General features: G+C 47.4%; 22 protein-coding genes. 6 read left to right on the top strand and 16 right to left on the bottom strand.

Translation table 11 applies throughout. The features are described from left to right. The first annotated feature begins 41 nt into the window (after window positions 1-41). Window positions 42-929, top strand: a complete 888-nt coding sequence (htpX, locus tag BST96_RS03480; protein WP_085757358.1) for a protease HtpX — start codon at window positions 42-44, stop codon at window positions 927-929. A gap of 479 nt (window positions 930-1408) precedes the next feature. Here htpX and BST96_RS03485 read toward each other — a convergent pair whose 3' ends face one another. The 8 genes from BST96_RS03485 to BST96_RS03515 all read right to left on the bottom strand — a co-directional run bounded on the left by BST96_RS03485 (window position 1409) and on the right by BST96_RS03515 (window position 11913). Beyond that, the gene (locus tag BST96_RS03485) at window positions 1409-2920 is read right to left on the bottom strand and encodes a parallel beta-helix domain-containing protein (RefSeq protein ID WP_085757359.1); all 1512 of its coding nucleotides are present in this window, start codon (window positions 2918-2920) and stop codon (window positions 1409-1411) included. A 2-nt stretch (window positions 2921-2922) separates the two neighbouring features. Continuing rightward, window positions 2923-4134 carry a cytochrome-c peroxidase gene (locus BST96_RS20325; protein WP_240554885.1) on the bottom strand — a complete coding sequence of 404 codons (1212 nt, stop codon included), beginning with the start codon at window positions 4132-4134 and terminating at the stop codon, window positions 2923-2925. A 9-nt stretch (window positions 4135-4143) separates the two neighbouring features. After that, window positions 4144-4779, bottom strand: coding sequence for a c-type cytochrome (locus tag BST96_RS20330; RefSeq protein ID WP_157117838.1), 636 nt, complete (start codon window positions 4777-4779; stop codon window positions 4144-4146). 201 nt (window positions 4780-4980) lie between these two features. After that, window positions 4981-7506 (bottom strand): TonB-dependent receptor, encoded by a 2526-nt coding sequence (locus BST96_RS03495; protein WP_085757360.1) that lies wholly within the window; start codon window positions 7504-7506, stop codon window positions 4981-4983. Window positions 7507-7708: 202 nt separating this feature from the next. After that, window positions 7709-9409, bottom strand: coding sequence for a TonB-dependent receptor domain-containing protein (locus BST96_RS03500; RefSeq protein WP_085757361.1), 1701 nt, complete (start codon window positions 9407-9409; stop codon window positions 7709-7711). 2 nt (window positions 9410-9411) lie between these two features. After that, on the bottom strand, window positions 9412-9798 hold the full coding sequence (locus tag BST96_RS03505; protein WP_085757362.1) for a TonB-dependent receptor plug domain-containing protein: 387 nt from the start codon (window positions 9796-9798) through the stop codon (window positions 9412-9414). A 246-nt stretch (window positions 9799-10044) separates the two neighbouring features. Next, a complete protein-coding gene (locus BST96_RS03510; protein ID WP_085757363.1) occupies window positions 10045-11154 on the bottom strand; it encodes a helix-turn-helix domain-containing protein in 1110 nt (369 codons plus the stop codon). Between the two features lie 87 nt (window positions 11155-11241). Then, the gene (locus tag BST96_RS03515; protein WP_085757364.1) at window positions 11242-11913 is read right to left on the bottom strand and encodes a TetR/AcrR family transcriptional regulator; all 672 of its coding nucleotides are present in this window, start codon (window positions 11911-11913) and stop codon (window positions 11242-11244) included. A 243-nt stretch (window positions 11914-12156) separates the two neighbouring features. Here BST96_RS03515 and BST96_RS03520 point away from each other — a divergent pair, with 243 nt between their 5' ends. Then, complete coding sequence (locus tag BST96_RS03520; protein WP_085757365.1) at window positions 12157-13182, top strand: GGDEF domain-containing protein; 1026 nt, start codon at window positions 12157-12159, stop codon at window positions 13180-13182. 24 nt (window positions 13183-13206) lie between these two features. Here the strand turns inward: BST96_RS03520 and BST96_RS03525 are convergent, their stop codons facing one another. Next, window positions 13207-13560 (bottom strand): HPF/RaiA family ribosome-associated protein, encoded by a 354-nt coding sequence (locus BST96_RS03525; RefSeq protein WP_085757366.1) that lies wholly within the window; start codon window positions 13558-13560, stop codon window positions 13207-13209. Between the two features lie 186 nt (window positions 13561-13746). On the opposite strand from BST96_RS03525, the gene BST96_RS03530 reads away from it, so the two are divergent. Further along, window positions 13747-14403 (top strand): SPOR domain-containing protein, encoded by a 657-nt coding sequence (locus tag BST96_RS03530; protein ID WP_169713897.1) that lies wholly within the window; start codon window positions 13747-13749, stop codon window positions 14401-14403. Between the two features lie 31 nt (window positions 14404-14434). Here the strand turns inward: BST96_RS03530 and BST96_RS03535 are convergent, their stop codons facing one another. Then, window positions 14435-14983, bottom strand: coding sequence for a hypothetical protein (locus tag BST96_RS03535; protein WP_085757368.1), 549 nt, complete (start codon window positions 14981-14983; stop codon window positions 14435-14437). A 163-nt stretch (window positions 14984-15146) separates the two neighbouring features. On the opposite strand from BST96_RS03535, the gene BST96_RS03540 reads away from it, so the two are divergent. Further along, window positions 15147-15968, top strand: a complete 822-nt coding sequence (locus tag BST96_RS03540) for an SDR family oxidoreductase (RefSeq protein ID WP_085757369.1) — start codon at window positions 15147-15149, stop codon at window positions 15966-15968. Here the strand turns inward: BST96_RS03540 and BST96_RS03545 are convergent, their stop codons facing one another. Both BST96_RS03545 and BST96_RS03550 read right to left on the bottom strand, forming a co-directional pair. Beyond that, entirely contained in the window at window positions 15969-16487 is a 519-nt protein-coding gene (locus tag BST96_RS03545; protein WP_085757370.1) for a nuclear transport factor 2 family protein, read from the bottom strand. 2 nt (window positions 16488-16489) lie between these two features. Further along, window positions 16490-17020, bottom strand: coding sequence for a nuclear transport factor 2 family protein (locus BST96_RS03550; RefSeq protein ID WP_169713898.1), 531 nt, complete (start codon window positions 17018-17020; stop codon window positions 16490-16492). A gap of 146 nt (window positions 17021-17166) precedes the next feature. Here BST96_RS03550 and BST96_RS03555 point away from each other — a divergent pair, with 146 nt between their 5' ends. Then, entirely contained in the window at window positions 17167-18528 is a 1362-nt protein-coding gene (locus tag BST96_RS03555) for an aromatic ring-hydroxylating oxygenase subunit alpha (RefSeq protein ID WP_085757372.1), read from the top strand. 10 nt (window positions 18529-18538) lie between these two features. Beyond that, the gene (locus BST96_RS03560) at window positions 18539-18853 is read left to right on the top strand and encodes a Rieske (2Fe-2S) protein (protein WP_169713899.1); all 315 of its coding nucleotides are present in this window, start codon (window positions 18539-18541) and stop codon (window positions 18851-18853) included. A gap of 21 nt (window positions 18854-18874) precedes the next feature. On the opposite strand, the gene BST96_RS03565 is transcribed toward BST96_RS03560, so the two are convergent. The 4 genes from BST96_RS03565 to carB all read right to left on the bottom strand — a co-directional run bounded on the left by BST96_RS03565 (window position 18875) and on the right by carB (window position 24246). Then, window positions 18875-19279 (bottom strand): response regulator, encoded by a 405-nt coding sequence (locus BST96_RS03565; protein WP_085757374.1) that lies wholly within the window; start codon window positions 19277-19279, stop codon window positions 18875-18877. A gap of 35 nt (window positions 19280-19314) precedes the next feature. After that, entirely contained in the window at window positions 19315-20409 is a 1095-nt protein-coding gene (locus BST96_RS03570) for an aromatic ring-hydroxylating dioxygenase subunit alpha (RefSeq protein WP_085757375.1), read from the bottom strand. A gap of 133 nt (window positions 20410-20542) precedes the next feature. Beyond that, window positions 20543-21022 (bottom strand): transcription elongation factor GreA, encoded by a 480-nt coding sequence (greA, locus tag BST96_RS03575; protein WP_085757376.1) that lies wholly within the window; start codon window positions 21020-21022, stop codon window positions 20543-20545. Further along, the gene (carB, locus tag BST96_RS03580) at window positions 21019-24246 is read right to left on the bottom strand and encodes a carbamoyl-phosphate synthase large subunit (protein ID WP_085757377.1); all 3228 of its coding nucleotides are present in this window, start codon (window positions 24244-24246) and stop codon (window positions 21019-21021) included. The genes greA and carB overlap by 4 nt, the downstream gene beginning before the upstream one ends. Between the last annotated feature and the right edge of the window lie 23 nt (window positions 24247-24269).

Genomic DNA, 24269 nt, shown 5'->3' on the forward strand with positions numbered 1-24269 from the left:
ATCTAATACCCTGAACCCATAATCAGGACACTTATACAGCTATGCTGCGTATCTTTCTTTTCCTTGCCACCAATATGGCGATCCTACTGGTTGCCAGTATTACCCTTAGCTTACTGGGCTTTAACTCGATTATGGCCGCCAATGGCGTTGACCTGAACCTTACTGCTCTGCTGGTATTCTGTGCGGTGTTTGGTATGGGCGGCTCTCTGGTATCGCTAATGCTCTCCAAATGGATGGCCAAGCGCAGTATGGGTGTGGTGCTGATAGACCAACCCAAAAACCGTCAGGAACAGTGGTTAAAAGACACAGTGGCTGAACTGGCACAAAAAGCGGGTATTGGTATGCCGGAGGTGGGTATTTTCCCCTCCCCCAGTTCTAATGCCTTTGCTACCGGGGCCAGCCGTAATAATGCGCTGGTTGCTGTCAGCGCTGGTTTGTTGGAGCGTTTCTCACCGGAGGAAGCCAAAGCTGTTATGGCCCATGAAATTGGCCATGTCGCCAACGGCGATATGATTACCCTGAGTTTGATTCAAGGGGTGGTAAATACCTTTGTGATGTTTTTTGCCCGTATTATCGGTCATGCCTTTGACCGTATTGTGCTAAAAAATGAGCGCGGCTTTGGCATTGGTGCCTGGATAGCGACCATCGTTGCTGAAATGATTTTAGGCTTTTTGGCGTCGACGATTGTGTTTTGGTTTTCCCGTCGGCGTGAGTTTCGGGCAGATGTAGCCGGGGCAGAATTGGCCAGTCGCAGCGGAATGATTGCAGCACTGCAACGCTTGCGGGCGGAGCAGGGTTTACCTAACGATATGCCTGGTGAGATGGCGGCCTTTGGTATTAGCGGCCCAATGAAGGAAGGCTTAATGTCACTCTTTTTAACGCACCCGCCACTGGAAAAAAGAATCGCAGCACTACAAGCTGGCGCGTAGGGTGGATTATAATCCACCACGGTCTCGCATATGCTACCTATTCGTGGGACAAGTCGAGCCTGGAGTGTATAGAGTGTAAACTTTTATAGGGTTTGCGCTAAGCATACAGCAGTGAGGTGTCTGTTTTCAGGGGACGCTGTAAACCATCCCTGCACCCAAAGCACTCCCTTCAGTCATGGAGCAGGCTCGGCGCTCGACAAAATGCGTCCTGCATTTTGACTCCCCTGAAAACAGTCCCCTCACTGCCTTAAGATCACACATTCTTTCAAGCTTGTTGAAAGCAACACAGGCATAGCCTGCAATAACCGCTGATAAAAAGCGTAAACGTGATGCCAGAGCTGTGCTGGGTAGGGGTTTGCGGGACCGCAGTGTTGACCATTCAGAGCATAGCTTGGTGGATTGCAATCCACCCTACTTATTCAGGCAAAAAAAATCTGCCAGCCCGGTAACGGGGTGGCAGATTTATCATATCAACTCATTTAGTTTTTAACTTTTAACACATACTTGGCAACCGCTAAACGCACTTCTTCACTTAGATAATTTTGCGGTGGCATCTCAGGATAGTCATCACGCTTTTTGGTTGGGTTGGCAATATACTCAGCCAGACCTTCCGGGTTATCCATATATAAGGCCTGGATCACTTGAATTGGAGGACCAATCATGCGGCCAGTATAGGTATGGCAACCGGTACAGATCCCCATATAAGTCAGCTTGCCCTGGCCCGATGCATCAATCTGGCGAGGCGGAACCGGCTCTGGTAACAGGTAAGTATCGACGCTATCAGTATTGGTAAAACCACACTCGGCAAAATCATCAACACCAACAGTAATATACTGGTGACGATTAATAATACAACTATCGCGGCTGATACCCACTCTAACAATATCAGGGTTGCCTTGTTTTAATTCTGTCAGCATCAGGCCTTTAATTTCGTCAATGGTGTCATAACCATTGTTGAGCATAATATTATTTAAGATGCTCACCTTATCGGCATTAGGCTCAGACTCCGGATCGATAGTGACATTGGCTGCATTGTAGTGATCGGTAATAATAATACCGGCAGTTTTATTATTGCTAATAATATTGCCTTCAATAATAACTTCATCCGCAGCCATCACCAAAATACCGGTACCCGCAGGGATACCTGCAACAGTAGAACCCGGCGCACCAAAGTTGGCGGTATTATTATTCACAACAAAGTTATTTCTAATAATAACGTCATAGGTCGTTTTAATCGGCAGGCCCGGCGTAATAAACGCAAGAATACCGCCAGTGTTATTATGCGTGTAATTATTTTCTACAATCGCGTGGCGAGAATTTTCAATTTCAATACCGGCAACACTATCAAACACTTCGTTATAGGCGACATGGATATTGTCACTCATGCCGACATAAATCGCGGCATCTTCAATGCCTGAAATAATATTATGTTCAACCACACCGTTTTTACCCAGCTGCGGGAAAATCCCATAAACGCCAGTATCAACAATCAGGTTATTGCGAATAACAAAGTTATTACCCGCCTGCCCCATAATACCGTTGCCTTTGTAGTGAGTGATTTTCATATTCTCAATCACAATGCCGTTACCGGAATACAGAATCGCATCATTTAAACGACGTTCACCTTCCAGTGTTGGCCAGTTACCTTTTTCAATCACACCGATTAAATGAATATCATCTTTATCGATATACACGGTTTCGACATAGGTACCCGGCATAACCTGAATGGTATCTCCCGGGTTGGCTTTGGTTACCGCCGCCTGGATAGACTCACCATCCTTAACGATATGGACAATACTTTCAGCCGTGCGCTCAGCAACAACCTGCGGTCGGGCATCGGCATCGGTTTCAGCTTTATAGCCGCCGGCAAAACTGGCACCACCGCTACTGCTGGTGATCACCGGTGCTGGTCCGCCACTTTTGCCAAAATACATACCCGCCGCAAAAGCGACCAGCATAAGTATTACGCCTGTTATTTTACCTGCACTCATAATTACTCTCCTTTTCCAGGTGCTGAGTTGCTGTGATTAATCATTGTTGTTGTTTGTACAGTATGGGTAATGGGAGTTAAACCTGACGGTACGTCTTTCGGTACCGGCGGCATAAAGCTTTCATCGGTTAAGGTCTTTAAAAAATCGACTAACAAATCCAATTCATGGTCTTGTAAATTCGGCTCCCAAATATGCCAGTGTAGATTCATCTCTACCCCTTCGGGTACAGCATGACCCCGGCCTTTGGTATAAAACTCGACGGTGTCCCGTAAATTATCAAAACGACCGGAGTGCATATAAGGTGCTGTTTTTTCAATATTGCGTAAGGTCGGCACTTTAAAACCGCCTTTAAGCTTTGGGGCGTTATAGGTTTTTTCGGCGCCGATATCCAATGGCATACCTTCAGGTTCTGGCGTACCAATCACCGCAATTTGTTGATTGGTAAATAGCGGCGGCTGGTGACATTCAGCACAGCGGGCGACAAAAGAGCGAAAAATATTTAAGCCTTCGATTTCACGTTGGTTTAAGGCCTGATGATAACCATGGGCATATTGATCATAGCGGCTGTTAAGGGAAATCAACGAGGTTTGAAATGCCGTTAAAGCGGTATAAATCTGGTCCAGAGTAATATCATCACTTGCTGCTGGATAAGCCTGTTTAAACATCGACCGATACTGTTGGTTGGCATTGAGTGATGCCAGTAGCTGCACCGGGTTATTACCCATTTCTTTGGCGTCGTATAAAGGCCCTAGCATTTGCTCTTCAAGAGTTTTGGCGCGGGCGTCCCAAAAGAAGCTGGTTAGAAAGGCGGTATTCCACAAGGTTGGTGCTGAACGGGGTATCTCTTCGCCAGAGACTCCGACACTGCGAGCCAGGCCATCACTCAAACCTTTATCAGGCTGGTGGCAACTGGCACAGGAATGCGTGCTATCAACCGACAACAGGGGGTCAAAAAATAAATAGCGCCCTAAATCAATTTGTTCAGGAGTAAAGCCATCGCGGCGCGCGGGTAAGGAAGAGGTTAAACCACCCACACCTACACCCTGTATAGAATCATATTGATCGTAGCGGGTATGGAGTTTACAAACGCCTTGCGCCGTTTTTTCAAAGCTGGGGGGGCAGCGATCTAATAAGGTAAAGGGTTTATCGGCCGCCATAGCCATTACCGCTGATAACAGCGGTATAACAAGTAACAGGCGGCTAAGATTTTTCACAGTCTCTATTTACTCAACAGTTTGCGCATGGATATAGGCGACAACATCCTGCAAGTCTTTTTCTGTGGGCAAGCTATTGGCCATAAACTTCATCTGCTTACCAAAGCGGTCTTCGGGGTGGCTGCCGCGAATACCGGTTTTAAAATTATTGTACTGACGGATTAGATAAGCCCCGTCCAAACCCGCAAGACGCGGCGAATTCAGTGCGGTATTACCTTCAGCTTTGCCGCCATGGCAGGAGCCACAGTTGCCTTGGTAGAGGTTATTACCTTTGCGCAAATCACCTTGCGCCTTGCTGGCCGGGCCTGTCACAGCCAAGGCGGCAATATAGTCAGACACATCTGCAATGGCCTGGTCATCGACCAGGGTTGCTGTCATACCGCGCATTTGCGCACCAAAGGTGTCTTTGCTGTCGCCGCCACGGATACCGGCTTTAAAGTGCTTTAGCTGACGGCTCAGATAAGCTGTAGATTGCCCTGTTAGGGCGGGGGCATTCATTGCCGGGTTACCCTGTGCTTTGTCGCCATGACAGGCAATGCAGCTGTTATACAGCGTCTTACCGGCAGCAGCATCAGCCTGGACGCTAGAAGCCCCCAATACAGTGATACTTATGGCTAAAACCTTTAAACCGAACAAAATAGGCATGGCCGCCTCCTGTGTTATCGATTGCAATAATGGTTAATTATGGCTATCCAAACGATTTAATCTCATGGATTTTAAGAATACGTCAGCATTTTTTGATGAATTAGCGGATAAATTGGCCAAAAAGCGCTGAAATAACGATTGATAAACCCTGTTGATAAAAAAGGGCTGGATAACCAGCCCTTTTATCATCCCAAGCTATCCTTAGAAGTTGTACTTAAATTCAACACCGTAAAGGCGTGGATCAGTTCTGGAATAGGTCGGTGATCCATCATCAAAGGCCGTGGCCAAAGAGTCACCCAAGCCACCTGGATCCTGGGAATCACCATGGTCATCGGTAGCATTAAGTACGTAGGTGGCCAGTTCCCAATCGCCGGAAGCAGCAATATAGGTGACCTTGAGGTTTAACAGCTCTGAATCCGGGGTATCAGCACAGCTGTTCACATCCGGGGCTGGTTGACCAGCACCGCCACCAACACGTCTGAAATCACCATCAACGGTGTCAAAACGGTGTACCGAAACCGAACCATCGTCATTCTCAATAACGACTCTACACGCATCCCGCGAAGTACCTTCCTCGAAGTTATAGGCCGCATTAAAGTTCAGCTCTGCACCAGAGCTCAACACCCATGCGTAGTTAACACCCAGGCTGTAGTTCAGGTCAGGTGATTCAGAAAAGGTTTTACCCTTCTCATCCACTTCGATACAGCTACCGTTATCATCCTTTTCGATAATTCGGTCGGTAAATTCCGCATCCAGGGTACCGGTATTGAAGGTCAGGGTTAAACCTGAGACTGGAATCCAGATAGTAGACAGTTCAAAACCATCACCTTCGACATCAAAGGTATCGAATTCAAAGGTAGTCACACCGCCCGGAGCACAGGCACCATTCTTTTCTTCCAGCTTCTGCAAGTTTTCATATTCGTAACTGAAGAAAGCACCGTTAACCCGCAAGGTGTAGTCCAACCAGGACGACTTGAAACCCACTTCAACGTTGGTCACGTTTTCAGGGTCAAATGCCTCAGCTTCCATATTGACACTATTAAAGCCACCGGCTTTATAGCCTTCGGAGTAACTGATATACGTGAGTAGGTCTTCATTGATACGGTAATCCAATACGGCCCTAGGGGTTACTTCTTCCCAGGACTCATCATCTTCATACCAGCCTAACTCGCCACCAAAGGGATCGATATTGCCATTAACATCACGGGCAAGGTCACCTTGGTCATCAAGGATCGACTGCACCGGGAAACCAAAACCGATACCGTATTTGTTGTATTCAACAAAGCGGTCAAAGTCTTTTTCGTCCCGGGTCCAACGAACACCGACGGTAAGATCCAGATCAGAGGTAACGGCATAGCTGGCATCGGCAAACACAGCCATTGAGGTGTATTCGCCGCGGACATTGAAAGACTCCTTAAATTCGCCGCCGGCAAGCGCTTGTGCACCGGTGGTATAAAAGCGATCAAATTCGGCATAACCCCCTGCCGCATAGGGGATGCTCGCTGCTAACTGATAACCAGAACCTTCATTGCCAGCATAGGGAGTGCCAATAATCGTTTCCCATAACGCTTTTTCAAATGAACTGGGGCTCAGGTAGATAGAGCTGGTTTGTTGCGCATCTTCATAGGAGTAATTAAAACCCGCCGTGAAGTTCAAAGGTCCTTCGCTGGTGGTCGTAATGCGGAATTCCTGGCTCCAGGAATAATTATCCTCATAGTTTTCATCATCGAAGCTGTAGAGATATTCTGCGGAGCCATCGCGCTCTTCACGATAAGACGACTCAAATTCACGGTAGGCAGAGATCGATGACAACACATAGTCGTCTCTATCCCAATCAACATGTAACGATAGTCCAAATAGCTCTCGCTCTTGGTAAGTGGGTGTATCACTGGCTACTTTATCGAAGTCACTGCCATAGGTACCAGCACCATCCCGTGGGCCCAAGGTCGCACTGCTTTGCGCTCTGGCACCGGATTCAATTTCGTCATATTCCATGCGAAGAATCACTTCCAACTCATCCTGCGGATACCAGGCCAGAGCGGTATTGATCGACCAGTTATCTTCGCCGTTAAAGTCACTGGCACCACCGCTGGCAATATTATCGACATCACCGTCACGCTCATTCCACAGGGCACCGGTACGCCAGTATAAATTGTCACTCAATGGCAGGTTATACACACCTTCCAATTTGCGCTTATCATGATTACCCAAGGTGGCTCTTACCCAACCTTGCTCTTCACCAACAGGCTTGTTAGTAACATATTGCACCGCACCCGCAGCTGCATTTCGCCCAAACAAGGTGCCCTGAGGACCGTTCAGAATCTCAACCCGCTGAATATCATTAAATGCCACTTTAGAGGCACCGGAGCGGCCCACATAGACGCCGTCAATATAAACACCAACAGCGGGGTCAGCACCGACACCGAAATCACTGGTTGAAATACCTCGGATGGTATAGCGCGGCTGGGTAGCACCACGGTCGATCTGTACGTTAGGGGCAAAAACACCAATATCCGCAATGTCCTGAGCCACGATATTGCTAATATCTTTTTCAGAAAAGGCCGTCACACTAATCGGCACATCCTGCAATGTTTCCATCTGCTTCTGGGCGGTAACAATAATTTCTTCAATGGCGTCCTGAGCAAGGGCCGGTGAAGCAGCCAAGGTTAGCGTTGCTAATGAGTGCCCTACACCCACGGCTGGCCGTGGTAAGTACTTTTTCAACATGTTTGTCTCCAGATGTCTAACTTATAGTTGTTGTATATCTCAGCTCTATTGAGCCCAACGCCCATCAGTTGCCATGCTCTCCCTAAGCTTGCCACTAATAGAGCGCCCCCTTCCCCCTAATATCGAAAGGCCATCCATGTATAAATAATAGTCAGCTTTAGGGCTATTGACAGTAAAACCGGCAAAAACACCTTAGGCTGGCTTATATCTGGCCAGATATTGTTAACTCCCAAAACCGCCCCAAGCGCCGCTCACGCAGCTCCGTGGATTCAATCGTGCCATCCTCAATGGAGAGGGCATAATTGACACGGTCGGTTTCGATCGTATTATCAAACAGGTTTTTTACATCAACCCGCATATTCATTTTGTTAGGCAGCTGCCACTCAAAGTAACTATCCAGATAGCCTTCGGTTTCGCTGATGGTATTAATCTCATCAATGCGGCGGTTTTCGTAGCTGCCTTTGTAGTAATAGATAATGCCTGCGGTCATAGGCAGGTGTAGGCGCGGAAATTCCTGTCTTAACTCAACGGTGACGGTTTTATCGCGGGCATCTTTAAAATCCCGGGTTTCACCGGTAAAGGGATCGGTCACTTCAGTCCATAGCAATGACACATTCATCGTGCCACGGGTATTTTGGGCCAGAGCAATATCAGCATCCAGCACCACACCCTGGCGTGTACCATCGCCAATATTACCCAGTACCGATTCATCCTCGGAAATTGGCGTCTGGTCTACCACATCTTCAACATCGTGATAGTAGTATTTGGCTTTGATATTGCCCTTTTCTTGCTTAAAGACCCGCTCGTATTGAATCCGAAACTGCCAGGATTTTTCCGGCTCAAGGTCTGGGTTGGCCAGTCGGACTTCGTCCTGGGTATCGTCAACGGAATTGGCAAAATCCGCCAGATTGAGCTGCTTAACATCACGGTTCATACCAAACAACCAATTGTCATTGGGGCTTGGACGGTAGTTCAATTCCATCTCGGGCTTGTAGTAGGTGAACTCACGCTGCTGGCGAACATCGCCATTTTGGCGCACCTGCGAGTACTCCACCCCCGAACCCACTTCAAAAGACAGGTCGGCTTTAAGCTGCCACTCACCAAACCAAAAAGCTTCGGCCCGCTCTTCTGCAATCCCCTGGTCAGAATCTTCAGTGAGAATACCTTGCTCAATCAGGTTCAGGCGCTGATCCAGGGAGTTATAAACCAGCTCAAGACCACTGCGGCTGGAAAAGCCTTTGCGAGGCTGGCTTAACAAGGTCCCTTTAAGAATACTTTCGGAGGTGCGCTTGGTTTTATCTTCCTGACTATAAAAGTCATCGTCGCCGGATAAGAGATAGCTCTCGCTGATTAACCGCTCAAAGTCACTGCTGGAGCGATTTTGAATCCACTGCCACTTCAGCGTGTTTTGTGCTGAGAAGAACATATCGTAATCCAGCCCCAACTCCCATTTATAGCCTTTATCCTGCTCAGCACTAGTGCGATCTTCTTCCAGCGCCAAACCATCACCCATAGGCTGGAATTGCTCGCGGTTTTTATTCAGCTTGTTGGTAAAGTCTTCATAGAGGCCATTCACCTGAAAAGCGGAGCCCGACGCCAGACTACGACCAAAGGTAGAAGTCAGCTTGCCATTCCAGCCATCTTCCTGGGTTTTGTTATCACGGTAATAGTCCAGACTGCCATCGGGGAAGTACTTATAGCGCTCAATAAATTCAGGCTTGGCGCGGTCACTGACTTCCAACCCGCCAATCCAGTTGGTATCGCCTTTCTGCCAGTTAAAAAACATACCGCCATTGGCACCCAGTTCATCCTCTTCATAACCTTGCAGCATCGCATCCCAGGATAGCCCCAGGCTTTCTATATCTGCCAGGCGAATATCCAATACGGTTTCACTGCTTTTCACGTTTAAGCCCGGTACCCCCCGCGGATAACATCCACACGCTCCACATTTTCAGCGGCTATACGTGATAGCACATCTTTAACGGAGTTACTCTTGGCTGATACCGGCTTGCCATTAATAAGTACTAACTGACTATTGTCATTCAAGCCGCGACCACTGGCATTGGCCTTGTTAAGCACCGCTCCGGCGGAGGGAATGCGGTCAATAATATCGACGGCGCTGATCGGGCCAAAGCTGGCATAGAAATCCGGGCCATAGCTTTGGATAGATTGCTGGGCGCTAGCCAGGGTACTGGGCAATACACTCAGTAGCAGAAGGATAAAAGCCGGGAGCCAGACTAGACGAGAGTGAATAGCGTAGGCAAAGCTGGCAAGGCAAGCTGGCAACTGCATGAATATCTGGCACTACCCTATAAAGAAGAGCGCCTCAAAACTGAGCAGCCCAACATAATTGATAATCCTGTGTCGACGCTTCCTTTACTGGCTATGACATAACCAGAAGGCTCTTATTTTGGCAGTAAAACTTCAAATTACCTGCGGATTTTAAAAATCCGTCAGCATTTTTTAAGAATAAGCAGCAAAAAAGAGACTTACTGAACACAATTTAAGCAGATCTGCGCTAAATCGCTATAAGGGTAATCACTCACTTTGGGGTAAATGGGATTTGCGAAAAGCGGTGGGGGTGGTTTGGTAGGTGGATTTAAAGGCTTTATTAAAGGAACTCAAAGAGCGAAAACCGATATCCAGAGCAATGGTTAATACCGGCAACTCTTTTTGCGTGGGGTCGGCCAGACGCTCAGCCGCCTCTTTGACTCGGTAACTATTTAAGAAGTCATTAAAGTTACGATAGCCCAGACCGGCATTAATGGTCTGGCGCAGGCGATACTCTGGAATCTCTAATTGGCTGGCTAGTTGGCCAATGGTCAGGCCCATCTCGCGGTAGGCTCCCTCGGCTTCGACCAATGCTTGCAAACGTGCCACTAGCTCCGGATCGACTTCGGCAGCCACCGTGGCTTTGGCCTCAATGACCGGTGTTGGCGCTGCTGGCTGCTCACTGGCTCCGTCCAATACCACTGGAGCTGGCGCTATAGACAAGGTCTGGCGCGTATCCAAGAGGCCATGTCGATACTCTAACAGAATGGCATTGGTGGCCAGCAGCATCAGCCCTACCGGTAAATACTGCAGTGAGGTCAGCCAATCGGCACCGGGAAATAGCACTTCGCGAAATAAAATCAGCAGGAAGATATAGACACCGTTAAGGCCGCAAAACCAAAGACGCAGGCGACGACGGGATTCGATCAAATCTACCTTCCAGAACCTGGCTACCACCAATAAGGTCAGCGCCAACATGACAAATTCCAAGGCCTGGGGCAGCATATAGAACACCAACCAAGGCAGGCCACTCTCTACAGAACTCGCCAATTTACCCAGCATAGGTAAAAACACCGAGACACTGACCAATGCGACCTGCCAGCGGCGTAATCGAAAGTGGTCATCAAATAAACTGGCGCTAAACAGCCAAAACATGCCAGGAACGGCGGTGGAGAGGGATGTCATCCAGCTGCTAAGGCCCCATACACGGGTTACAGGCACCATTAAATAAGCCACGATGGCGATTAATAGCAGGCCATAAAGTCGGCGCTGCATCGACCAGGCCCCCTGCCGCCCCTCTGCCCTAAACAGCAAAATAGCGCTCAGCACCAGCTGGGACATGGCAAAGGTAATAGCGGAGGCTTGAACAATCTCCATAGGGTCTTATCGTAGCTTGCGGTTAAGGCTCACAGCGAGGTGAGCGCGATATGATGAGGTGCATACTAGCTAGAAACCAGTTAGCTATCAATCATTTACCGCAGCTAGAAACATCACTTGGATATGACGGTTGAGGGTATTCTCGATGGCGGCAGTGTCAACTTCATCATCATCCATAACCGCCTCCTGCTCCAGACGCAACATTAAACTGATAGTCACCTGGGCATCGGCTTTAGGGTTTGAAGAGCCTAGCAGCCGATAAAACTGCTCCATACTATCGCGATGGCCGTTTAAGCGATTTCGCACTACATGGCGTAATTTTTTGTTCCGGGTTGCCTCGTGATGAAAAGCTAACTCAAGCACTCTATCCTCAAGGTGGCCCTCGATTTGGTCTAACACAAAGGTTATAGCGAAGCCCGCTACAACGTTAGCCAGCTTAGTACGAGTTTCAGGGTCTTTAATATGGTCGGCGGTACTGTCGTTAATATGTGCGAAGACTTTATCCTGGATGCTATCCACATAGATTATTGCACTATGGTTCCAAAATAGAAAAGTTTCGCTGAGAAGTTCTTCAATATCCTTGAAGTAGTAGGTCGTGGAAGCTAATGGGACTTTGGCCTCTTCGGCTACAGCTCGATGTCTGACACCGCGTATCCCATCCTTTAAAATCACCCTTAGTGTTGCTTCTAAAATTTGCTTCCGACGTTTGATACCACCGGCACGCAAAACCTTGCGTTGGCCGGTTGGGTCATCTGCCATCTAGACTTCATTCCTTAAAAAACTGCATCGTCGACTCATAGACCTGTCCTTATAAACCTCGGCAAACGCCGCGTGTGTTTATAATCGACAGAAATGCTTATACGTAATATTGTAAAAGCTAATAAGGTCGAAGTTTTTAATAATGCACTGATTTTGACAAAGTTGCAAAAATAGAATTTTGGCATACATTGCTAATAGAAAAGGCATTGCATGGTAGCAATGCAATAATAAAGGAATACGTTCATGAACTACCCAGAGAATTTGGCTAGCGCCGCCGAATACCTCAAAAAAGCTATCCCTCATATGATGGAGCAACAGCTACCAGCCAACCCAATCAACTACACACTTTGGTACAACTACGTTGCCAACCATATACCAGCGTTAAACAAAGCATTAGATCGTATAACCACTAAAACAGCAGGGTTAACCCCAGAGCAGAGTGAAGAGCTATTTTTTAACTACATCATTAGCGAACACTTGGAAGACCACCAACAAGCACTCAAAGACATTACCCAAATAGCCGCAGGTCTGCTCAGTAATCTTAATAACACGATGGATGGCGGGGAGGTTTTTGATAAAGAGCTCAGCGGCCATCTGGAACAACTCAAAGCCGCTAAATCTATGGGGGAAGTCAGCCAGATTGTTGATAAGGTGATCAGCAGCAGCGAAGATATCAAAGCCTCTAACCAACACTTTATGGAGAGTATGCAGGTGGCAAATCAGGAAATTGCCTCCCTGCGACACCAGTTACAGCAGGCAGAGAAAAACGCCTATACCGATCAACTAACACAACTCTACAATCGGCACGCCTTTGACCGCCAGTTGGAACAATTATTACAAACTGAAGCCGTGGCTAAAAATGTTTGCCTGATACTGACAGACTTGGATCACTTCAAATCCTTCAATGATGATTACGGCCATATTATCGGCGACCGGGTATTACAAAGAACCGGCGAATTGATTCAGGATTATAGTCCTGACAATGCCATCGGTGCGCGCTATGGTGGTGAGGAGTTTGCGATTATTATCAGCAATGCAACGATTGACGAAACTGTCGCTGTTGCCGAAAAAATCAGAACAAAACTGCAACAGCTTAGAGTGAAGATTAAAAATTCAGATAAGGTGCTCGATAATATTAGCGCCTCCTTTGGTGTCGCCCAATTTATTATTGGCGAAACGGCTGAGAATTTTATCGATAGAGCAGACCAGGCACTTTATAGTGCAAAAAATAATGGCAGGAACCAAGTAGCTATTTATAGCGACTCTTAACGCTCTCAATACCTGCCGGCATCATCAAACCGCAGGCTCCATCAAAGGCATAGCCGTCACTCGCTGGCGACTGCGTAGTTGTCGCTGCTTAGCATGTTGACGTCGCAATGTCTGTTCAATGCGGTTAAACGAAACACTCATAGCCTGTCGAAACGTTTTACCATGCTGTTTTATATTAATATGAAAATCATCCTGGCCACGCACAGATAGTAGACAGCGTTTGTCCTGTTTATGGGAGCCCTGCCCTTCATCTTCCAACCGTATCTGGATACGACTAATCGGCACACCAAAACGCTGTAAACGTTTTGAGGCCTGCTGTGCAAAGCGCTTAAGATAGTTTTGCGTTTTTGTTTGCTTACCGGACATTTCTATTATCATGTTAAACACCTCTTTTAAATGCGGGGGTTTATCATAGTGTTAGCCTGTGTTTTACCACTAATTCTTAATGCCTATCCCGGCTATCAGTTTAAATCATTAATTAACCAGCGAACTATTTGGCGAACGGTGGCTAAGTGCTAGAATAATAACTATCCTGATGTGATCGATAATACTAGAAGTGACACTGTGACTATATTCCACCTTTTATTACTAACCGGCCTGATATTGTTAACTGCCTGTAGCAGCGCCCCCAACCAGCAACTCGCTGAAGGTTCAGCTCAAGCTGCCACTCAACAATCTGCCGCACAATGGCGCTGCGAAGGTGGCAGGGATAAGGAGTGGACTTGTCGGGATTTATCGAAGGCAGAAACCACTGCATCAACCACATCAACAGCTACATCCCGATCAACAGCTACACCTACAACAGCAACTGCATCAACGACTACAGCAGCAGCCACAGCGCTTACTGCTTCTACTGTAGAGCGCGCACCATCTGCAACCCCACCGGCTGAACCTCTGGCCGCACCGGCTGAAAGGGTGACAGAAAAAACCAAGCCCCCTGCCAGCCAGGCTACAGCCTTGGCCAATGACAGCTATGTGGTGCAATTAATAGCAGCGCGTAACCCAGAGACTATCGAAAGATATAAACAACAGCATCCACAGTTAAGCCCTCAATTGCTCACCATCGATAAAAATGGCGAAGCCTGGCAGGTACTTATCCTTGGTACTTTTAGCAGTTATCAAGCAGCGCAAGCTGCCGTTGCGGCTATTACCCCACCCTTGAGCAGCCAACCCTGGATAAGACCGATTGCCCCGATAAGGCAGGCTTTAGAGGCGCAGTAATAAGCGGCACAACCATCCTGTTACAGTGTGATTAAAAACGATCAAACTGCCGCGCTTTTCTCAAAATATCTTTTCCGATTTGTTCCTTGGCAGCCAGTATATCCGTGGTATCAATATCCATCTCCAGAGAGTCATCAATAAAACCCTCTGCCCGATGATAGGCTCTATCATCCGCGGACGCTTCAATCATTGAAAGATATTTATTGCCCAGAGAATCCAACGTTTCACCCACCCGTTGATCTTCTGCATCAACCGCTTTGGCTTGTTGAATTTTGCTGTAAGCGGATTGCAGGGAATTTCTGGCAATATCTTCTTCTCCCTTTTCCAAACGCTGGTAAGAGACCGATAGCAATGCCTCGGCTTCATCAAGATATTGATTTAACTGTTCGGCTTGCAGCTGCTTGCGCTTGGCTTCAAGGTCTTCTTTGGATGGGGCCGCAACAGGCTCAGGCGTAGCAACAGGCTGGGGTTTGCTGTCAATAACGGCTGCTTCTTTCACCGCTGGTTCAGGGGCTTTTGAGCAGGCTGCCAAAACAACAATGGCACTGGATGCTAACACTAACTTTATGGGCTTCAACATGCTGACTCCTGTTTTATTATCAATATTAAGACTAAAAGTGACGGCCAAATTCGATATCAAACCAGCCAAGGCCTCTTCTCAGCCAAAAGGATGAGTCCCTCGCCGTCATTATTGGGTATGATAGCCAACATTACCAGCATACTAATAACTAGGGAGAAGGATAATGAACAGACTTGATGAGCAATGCATTGTTGTAACTGGCGGTGCCAGCGGTATTGGCGAAGCTACAGCAAGAGCCATCATCAAAGAAGGTGGCAAGGTACTGATCGCCGACCTACAAGAACAGGAAGGTCAGGCACTGGCCGAAGAGCTAGGCGCAAACGCTGTATTCCAACAGACCGATGTCACCTCAGAAGAAGCCATTATCACCGCTCTGGAGCGAGCCAATACTGAATTGGGACCATTAACTGGCGTGGTCAACAATGCCGGTATTGTCGGTGCTGTTGGCTCTATTGCCGAAACCAGTGTTGAGGCCTTTGACCGCACTATGTCGATACTGGCCCGCGCAGTCTTTCTCGGTGTTAAGCATGCCACCCGTATTATGAAGCCCCATGGCAAAGGCTCTATTGTCTCTCTTGCCAGTACCGCCGGTATTGTGGGCGGCCTCGGCCCCCATACTTATACCATGGCCAAACATGGCGTAGTGGGCTTAACCAAGTCCGCTGCCAGCGAATTAAGCAGCTATGGCCTGCGGATAAACGCGGTTGCCCCTGGTGGAACTGTCACCCCCTTAACCGCGGCGTTAGCGGGCAACGATACCGGCATTATCACTCAGGCCATTGCCGATACCTCCCCGCTGGGTTTTGCCTGTATGCCCGAAGATATTGCCGACAGTATTATCTTTTTGCTCAGCGATGAAGCCCGCTATATTACCGGCCAGACACTAGCGATTGATGCCGGCATCACCACCAGCGGCCTGCACACAACCTTCCACAATGATGATGCCGAAGTTATTTTGCACGCCAACCAGCGCGCCAAGGAATAATCAGGGCAGCTGCTTACGGCGTGCTTCACGGTCATATACAGCATCATCCAGCCGGCTACCAAACAGGGAGTCTGGTGCCTGCTGGAAATAAGGGTCGTTGGTGGGGTCAGTGCGGCTCCAATCAACAATTTCAGAGCGGTAGGCCATTTTCCAAACACCTTCTCGCTGTTCATAGCGGTCCAGATAGCGACCAGCAATAACAATATCGTAGTAAACCTCTTCAACCATCACTTTATGGTAAGCCCGAAAATAGACCTCACCAAAAGCTTCATCCCCCTCTACCTCAATCAGCACATTGCCGATCATATGCTGATTGGATTGATGCTCTTGCAGTGCAGTAATAGCGTAGCTAACAAAATCATCAGCACTGCCATTAATAAAACCATATTCACAATAGGCGTCATCAAAAAAAACGGAACGCAATAAGGTGGCATCGGTGCGATCAAGACCCCGCATATATATACAGGACAACTCGTAAATATCCTGCTTGGCCAATAGACTTTCTACAGTGTTTCCCACAGTTATTCTCCGCTGACAAAATGTTGGAAAGAAGGGTCCTTAGGGCCGTGATCGCCTTTAGATAAAGCGGCAAAGGCTTCACCCTCACGCTCGTCGACCACTGAGTGCATACGACTCCAATCCATCACCACTTGGCGGTGAATTAATTTCCAGCAATCACCCCGACGTTCCAGACGGTCCAGATATCGGCCAGAGAACACCATTTCTGCGCTGCCATCGGCTAATAAATGCCGAGCGGTTACATAAGACTCCGTATTGGCCTGATGGTCACCGTCAAACTGAATAATGGTATTACCGATAGTATGCTGGGTAAGCTCATAGGGTTCGGCTAAAGCCACCACCACTAAATCAGCAAATTGATGGGCACTGCCTTTAAAAGCACCATAGTCTACTTCGGCCTCGGGCCAATAGACGGCTTTCAGGCTGTCGGCATCAGAGCGGTCCAGGCCACGGCAATGGCCATGCAAGATATCGGTAATTGCCAGCCGGTTAGCTAACTCATCCGGGGCTGCTATTTGTCCTGTTTCAATCATTATTATTGTCTCCATGGTGGTCTATCCCAACCATACTACGCTTTTTTTTATTAAATCCAATCAGCCAAAAGTCTGTTGTGCCGCAATAGCTTTGGAGCACATACTTAGCTAAACCTTTATCAATAACTATAAACAGGGCTATCAAGATGGATAACAGCAAACCCGGTTCAGCCCGGGCAGAAGGACCTAGCGTCGCAGATACACTGCAATCAGACCCCAGTATCGATGCCCCATTACTGGAAAATAGCTATGCTTTTTTAGGCGATGCGGACATCCCCGCGGAGCGTTATACCAGTGAAGCGTTTTTTAAACAGGAAATGCAGCAATTATGGCCAAATGCCTGGCAATGGGTCTGCCGTGAAGAGCACTTACAAGATCAGGGCGATAACCAAGTCTATGATATCGGTGATTACTCTGTCATTGTTACCCGTGTTGATGATAATACGATTAAAGCCTACCTCAATAGCTGTACTCACCGTAATACCCGCCTGCTTGGAGCTGAAGGCAGTGGTTATAGTCAGGGCTTTACCTGCCCTTTCCACGGTTGGTCATGGCACCTCGATGGCTCAATCAATAATATTCCCGGCCGCTGGGACTTCCCCCATGTCAGTGAAGAAAGCCATAAATTACAGGAAGTAAACTGTGAGATCTGGGGAGGTTTTGTCTTTATCAATATTGACCCTGATGCCAAACCCCTAGCGCAATATCTGGATGTACTGCCGGAACATTTTTCTCATTTCCCTCTAGAAAGACGCCGCATAAAATTACATGTGCAGAAAAAACTACCCTGTAATTGGAAGGCCGCACAAGAAGCCTTTATGGAGGCCTACCATAATTTTGAAACCCATAATTCGCCCAACGGTGCCAATGCTCAATATGATATTTTTGGCGACTATGTCAGTCGTTTTATTCACAATATTGGCAACTATAGCCCACAATCATTATCGGATTACCCTGGTGACAAATGGCGTGACCCACCACTAACAGAACAGCAAATGCTAGAAATGCTGGCGATTAACGACAGAGTGTTAGAGGAAGGTGAAACCGCCAGAAGTGTTGCCGCCCAAATGACCCGCGATAATTTTAAAGCTGAACTGGGCGTGGATTTATCCAATACCAGTGATAGCTTGATATTGGATTCGATTGAATACCATTTATTCCCCAATATGTTTTTCTTCCCGGGCATCCTTATCCCTATGGTTTATCGCTTCCGTCCATTGGGCAATGATGTCGATAGCTGCATTTTTGATTTAATGATTATGGAACCGCTACCGGAAGGAGCAGAACACCCCGAACCACCGGAACCTATTCTACTTGAGGTAGAGCAGTCCTATACCGAAGTGGAAGCATTAGGCTGGTTAGGTGCAATTTACGATGAAGATACCGACAACTTGCAACTACAGCAGCAAGGTTTTAAAACCAGTCGCAAAGGGGCAACACTGGGTAATTATCAAGAAAGCCGTATTCGCCGAGTGCATTTGACCTTGGAAAAATTTTTAAATCTATAAGGGTATTAACGTGAGTAATCATTTTCAAACCGTCGCTAAAACTGACGACATCCCTCAGGGAAAAACACGATGCGTGACAGTCAATAAGCAAGAAATTTTAATCTGCCATACCGCAGAGGGGTTCTATGCTGTCAATAATTTATGCTCCCATGCTGAAGCAAAATTAAGTGAAGGTAAGTTAAAGGGCTGCAAGATTTTATGCCCACTTCATGGAGCAGCGTTTGATGTCAAAGATGGAAGCGCATTAAGCCGGCCGGCATCAAAACCTATAGCCACTTACCCTTTAAATATTGAGGAAGACAATATCCAGATTATAGTCCCCTAATTTCTGCAGCGTGGGTTTTAACTACTGCTTAACTTTGCGCAGCAATTTAACTACTCGATATTCGAGCTCTTTAGATTGAAAGGGTTTCGCCAGATAATCATTGACTCCGGCCTTGACAGCATCTGCAACCCTTTCTTTTTCTGTCGTGGCGGTTAGCATAAGAAAGGGAATCGTTTTATGCTGGTCTGAGCTTCGAACAAGATTGAGCAATTCCAAACCAGACTTTCCTGGCATATCCCAATCGCAAATAATTACATCAATAGACGTGCCAGCCAGCGTTCGCCATGCAGAGTCACCATTGGAGCACATCGTTATATGAGTGACGCCTATCTCCTTCAAACAACTGTTGACCATACTTCGCATCACTTCCATATCATCAACGACAAGTACATGTAATCTAGTAAGCAGTTGCTCTATAGTATCCATAAACCCCAAACTCCAACCTCAGCGCACCATCCAGATTATTTCATTGGCACGGTATCAAATACCCAAGTTTTACTCTCTCGTCTGCCAGGGCCAGGAATCATTAAAGCATCTTTGCCTCGATACATACTCGCCATTTTTTCTGTATCTATACGCCAGCCATTCTGCTCCCACTGCGCCAACATCTTACGATAAGACAGCTGAATAGCATCACATTTGACCGACAAATCAGCGCTTGCCCCTTCACGCCCTATGATCGGCTCAATCGCCTCAGTAATCTCGCGATCCTCCGCCGCAATTAAACCATTGCGATAATCCGCAAGTCGATCAAGCCAAGGATGCAAAAAGAAACTGCGGCAACTTACCAAAAAAACTCTTAATGTATATTCATCGACTGGCAACGCATAAGCATATTGATAGGCCTTCATTTTCTCATCAATCTTAATCCGCGTAACAAACTGATGAGGGCCCCAAAAGGTTGTGCCAGCTTCCGACTCGCCGCCACTATCGCGAAAATATTTCATTAAGCCCTTAGCCTGACGCTTGAAACTAATACTCGACCCGGCTCCCCACTCATGGCTCACTATCTCATAATCAGGCATGGAGTAATTGGGGTCTGCACCTTTACGTCCGACAAAATGGACAAATTCAGGATGAGAAAAATCTAATGCATTTTCAACAACGCGCCGATAATAAGCCTTCTGATTAAACTCACTCAGGGTTGTACGCCACCCTGGTTGCTGCCATTCATCCACTGGCATAATGGGAGGACGCTCATTCTCAGGCAGGTCACCCAGAAATACAAACAACAAACCATAGCGCTCTACAACGGGATAGGCATCGACTTGTGCCCTCGGCATATTAGCCTGACCATCGGGGCCCAGAGAGGGTATATAGGTACATTTTCCTTCACCGTTATACTGCCAGCCATGATAAGGGCAAACTAGTTTTCCCTCCTGAACCCAGCCATTGGCTAAAGAAGCATTGCGATGCACGCAAATATTTGAGACACAGTGCGGCCGCCCTTCTCCATCGCGAAACAAAGCCATATTCTGCCCAAGCATCTTTACCTTAATGGGCTGCTGCTTTAGTTCCTCCGCCATCGCGGCGGGATACCAGAAGTTAATAAACATATTGTCTCTTTATAGTTATAGGCATTTTTACCACAGTGTATACCGAATAAACATAAAGCCAAAATTGGACCATAAAAAAAGGCCGGTACCCTTGCGGAAACCAGCCCTTCTTAACAATAACCATAATAAGTATTTAGATATGCTCAACCTTATCAATTTCATACTCAATATCACCACCGGGTGCTTTGACCACCGCCACATCACCCTCTTCCTTGGCAATCAAGGCACGGGCAATCGGTGAGGTCACTGAGATTTTACCGGAATTAACATCAGACTCATCTTCACCCACTATAGTGTAAGTGACTTCTTCGTCGGTTTCGCAATTAACGATGGTAACGGTCGTACCAAAAATAACTTTGCCGGTATTGGGCATCGCCGCCACATCAATAACAACACTATTGCTTAGCTTGCCTTCGATATCCTGAATACGGCCTTCACAAAAACCCTGCTGTTCCCGGGCGGCATGATATTCTGCATTTTCTTTTAAATCACCATGCTCACGCGCTTCTGCTATGGCTTGTACAATACGCGGACGATCTTCCGATTTTAAGCGATTTAGTTCTTTACGCAGAGCTGCTTCTCCAGCAACCGTCATTGGTACTCTATCACTCATGCCGTCACTCTCCCGTGGACATCCTGCAAGCGACGTACTTGAGAATTTTCGCCTGTGGTCACTTTAATGGCTTCGCAGACAGCATCAGCACCGGCCAGCGTAGTTGTACAAAAAACCTTTTTAGCCAAGGCTGTACGTCGGATAGAGGACGAATCAGCCACTGACTTTCTACCTTCGGTAGTATTAACAATTAAGTTAATATCATCATTTTTTAACGCATCGATAATATGCGGCCGACCTTCTTCTACCTTATTCATCAGGTCGACAGGGATACCGGCAGCTTCAATAATTTTAAAAGTACCGCGGGTAGCAAGCAATTCAAAACCTAAATCAGCCAGCTTTTTAGCGACGGCGACTACACCACCCTTATCCGCTTCGCGAACACTGATAAACGCTTTGCCGCTAGTGGGTAATTTTTCACCGGCACCTAATTGCGCCTTGCCATAAGCTTCAGCAAAGGTATCACCCAGGCCCATCACTTCACCGGTTGATTTCATTTCTGGCCCAAGGATGGGGTCAACCGCTGGGAATTTATTAAACGGGAATACCGCTTCTTTCACACTGTAATAGGGTGGCACAATTTCCCGGGTAAAGTTTTGCTCAGCCAAAGAGGTACCCGCCATACAACGCGCGGCTACTTTAGCCAGAGAAGTACCAATACACTTGGAAACAAAAGGCACTGTGCGTGAAGCGCGAGGGTTGACTTCGATAACGTAAATCTCGCCGTCTTGCTCGGCCAGTTGCACATTCATCAAGCCGCAAACACCCAATTCAATCGCCATTGCCTTGACCTGATCGCGCATTTTATCTTGCTGCTCAGGACTGATTGAATAAGGCGGTAATGAACAGGCAGAATCACCGGAGTGAATACCGGCCTGCTCGATATGCTGCATAATCGCGCCTATCACCACTTCTTTACCGTCTGAGACCGCATCCACATCTATCTCAACCGCGGCATTGAGGAAGTGGTCTAACAATACCGGTGATTCGTTAGAGGCTTGAACCGCTTCAGTCATATAACGCAGCAATTCATCTTCGTTATAAACGATTTCCATTGCCCGTCCACCCAAAACATATGAGGGACGTACCACCAAGGGGTAACCAATATCAACAGCGGCATCTACTGCTTCTTCGGTAGAACGTACAGTGGTATTTGGCGGCTGCTTCAAACCCAGCTTCTGAATCATCTGCTGAAAACGCTCACGGTCTTCGGCGCGGTCAATAGCATCGGGAGTAGTACCGATAATAGGTACACCAGCAGCTTCAAGATCACGGGCCAACTTCAAAGGTGTTTGACCACCAAACTGGACAATAACGCCTTTGGGTTGCTCTTTATCAACAATTTCCAAGACATCTTCCAAAGTCACCGGCTCAAAGTATAAACGGTCAGAGGTATCGTAGTCCGTAGAAACTGTTTCCGGGTTACAGTTCACCATAATGGTTTCGTAACCGTCTTCGCGCATCGCCAGGGCCGCGTGTACACAACAGTAATCGAATTCAATACCCTGACCGATACGGTTAGGACCACCACCCAGTACTAAAATCTTATCTTTGTCACTAACATCCGCTTCACACTCTTCTTCATAAGTGGAATACATATAGGCGGTGCTGGTAGAAAATTCTGCAGCACAGGTATCAACCCGCTTATATACAGGGCGAATATTTAATGAACGGCGGTAATCGCGCACAGCCTGTTCAGTTTCATTTAACAAAACCGATAAGCGGGTATCAGAGAAACCTTTTCGCTTCAGGCGGAATAAGGCGTCAGCATCCAATTGCTTAAGCGTGGTATTTTTCAGATTGTTTTCGCTGGTCACAATATCCTGAATCTGCACCAGGAACCAACGGTCAATTTTTGAAAACTCAAACACTTCATCCAGTGACATCCCAGAACGAAAAGCATCAGCCACAAACCAAATACGCTCAGGGCCGGGGTTAATAAGTTCTTTAATTAACTGATCGCGGGCACCGTCTTTTTCAGTATCAATCTGGTGTTCAAAACCGGCTGAACCGACCTCCAGACCTCGCAGAGCTTTCTGCATAGATTCCTGAAAAGTACGACCAATCGCCATCACCTCACCCACAGATTTCATCTGAGTGTGTAAGCGCGCATCGGCTTCGGCAAATTTTTCAAAGGTAAAGCGTGGAATTTTGGTAACGACATAATCGATAGCCGGCTCAAAGGATGCCGGGGTAGCACCACCGGTAATATCGTTTTGTAATTCATCCAGCGTGTAGCCAACAGCCAATTTGGCCGCCACCTTGGCAATCGGAAAACCGGTTGCTTTAGAGGCCAGAGCAGACGAACGACTTACCCGCGGGTTCATTTCAATAATAACCAGACGACCTGTATTCGGACACTGACCAAACTGTACATTTGAACCACCGGTCTCAACACCAATCTCACGCAGTACAGCCAAAGAGGCATCACGCATAATTTGGTATTCTTTGTCGGTCAAGGTCTGGGCAGGTGCTACGGTAATAGAATCACCGGTATGCACACCCATGGGGTCAAAGTTTTCAATCGAACAGATAATAATGCAGTTATCGTTTTTGTCCCGCACGACTTCCATTTCATATTCTTTCCAACCAATTAATGATTCATCAATCAATAATTCGTTGGTGGGCGACAGATCTAAACCGCGCTCACAGATTTCAATAAACTCTTCCTTGTTATACGCGATACCACCACCGGAACCGCCCATGGTAAATGAGGGGCGAATAATTGAGGGAAAGCCTAGCTGGCTTTGAACCTGTAGTGCTTCTTCCATACTGTGGGCAATAGCAGAACGCGGTGTTTCCAAACCAATACGCTTCATCGCCTGATCAAATAAATCGCGGTCTTCTGCTTTATCGATAGCTTCTTTGGTTGCACCAATCATTTCTACGCCGTGCTCAGCAAGCACACCGTGACGATCCAAATCCAACGCACAGTTCAGTGCGGTCTGGCCACCCATCGTTGGCAATAATGCATCAGGCTTTTCTTTTTCAATAATGCGGGCAACGGTTTGCCATTCTACCGGCTCAATATAGGTGGCATCAGCCATCGCCGGGTCAGTCATAATCGTCGCGGGGTTGGAATTCACCAGAATCACGCGAAAGCCTTCTTCTCTTAATGCCTTACAGGCCTGGGCACCGGAGTAATCAAACTCACAGGCCTGGCCAATAACAATCGGGCCAGCACCAAGAATCAGGATGGATTTTATGTCGGTTCTTTTTGGCATGCTCTCTCCGTTAACCTATTCAG

Origin of the sequence: Oceanicoccus sagamiensis (assembly GCF_002117105.1) — a bacterium.
Taxonomy (GTDB): domain Bacteria; phylum Pseudomonadota; class Gammaproteobacteria; order Pseudomonadales; family Dasaniaceae; genus Oceanicoccus; species Oceanicoccus sagamiensis.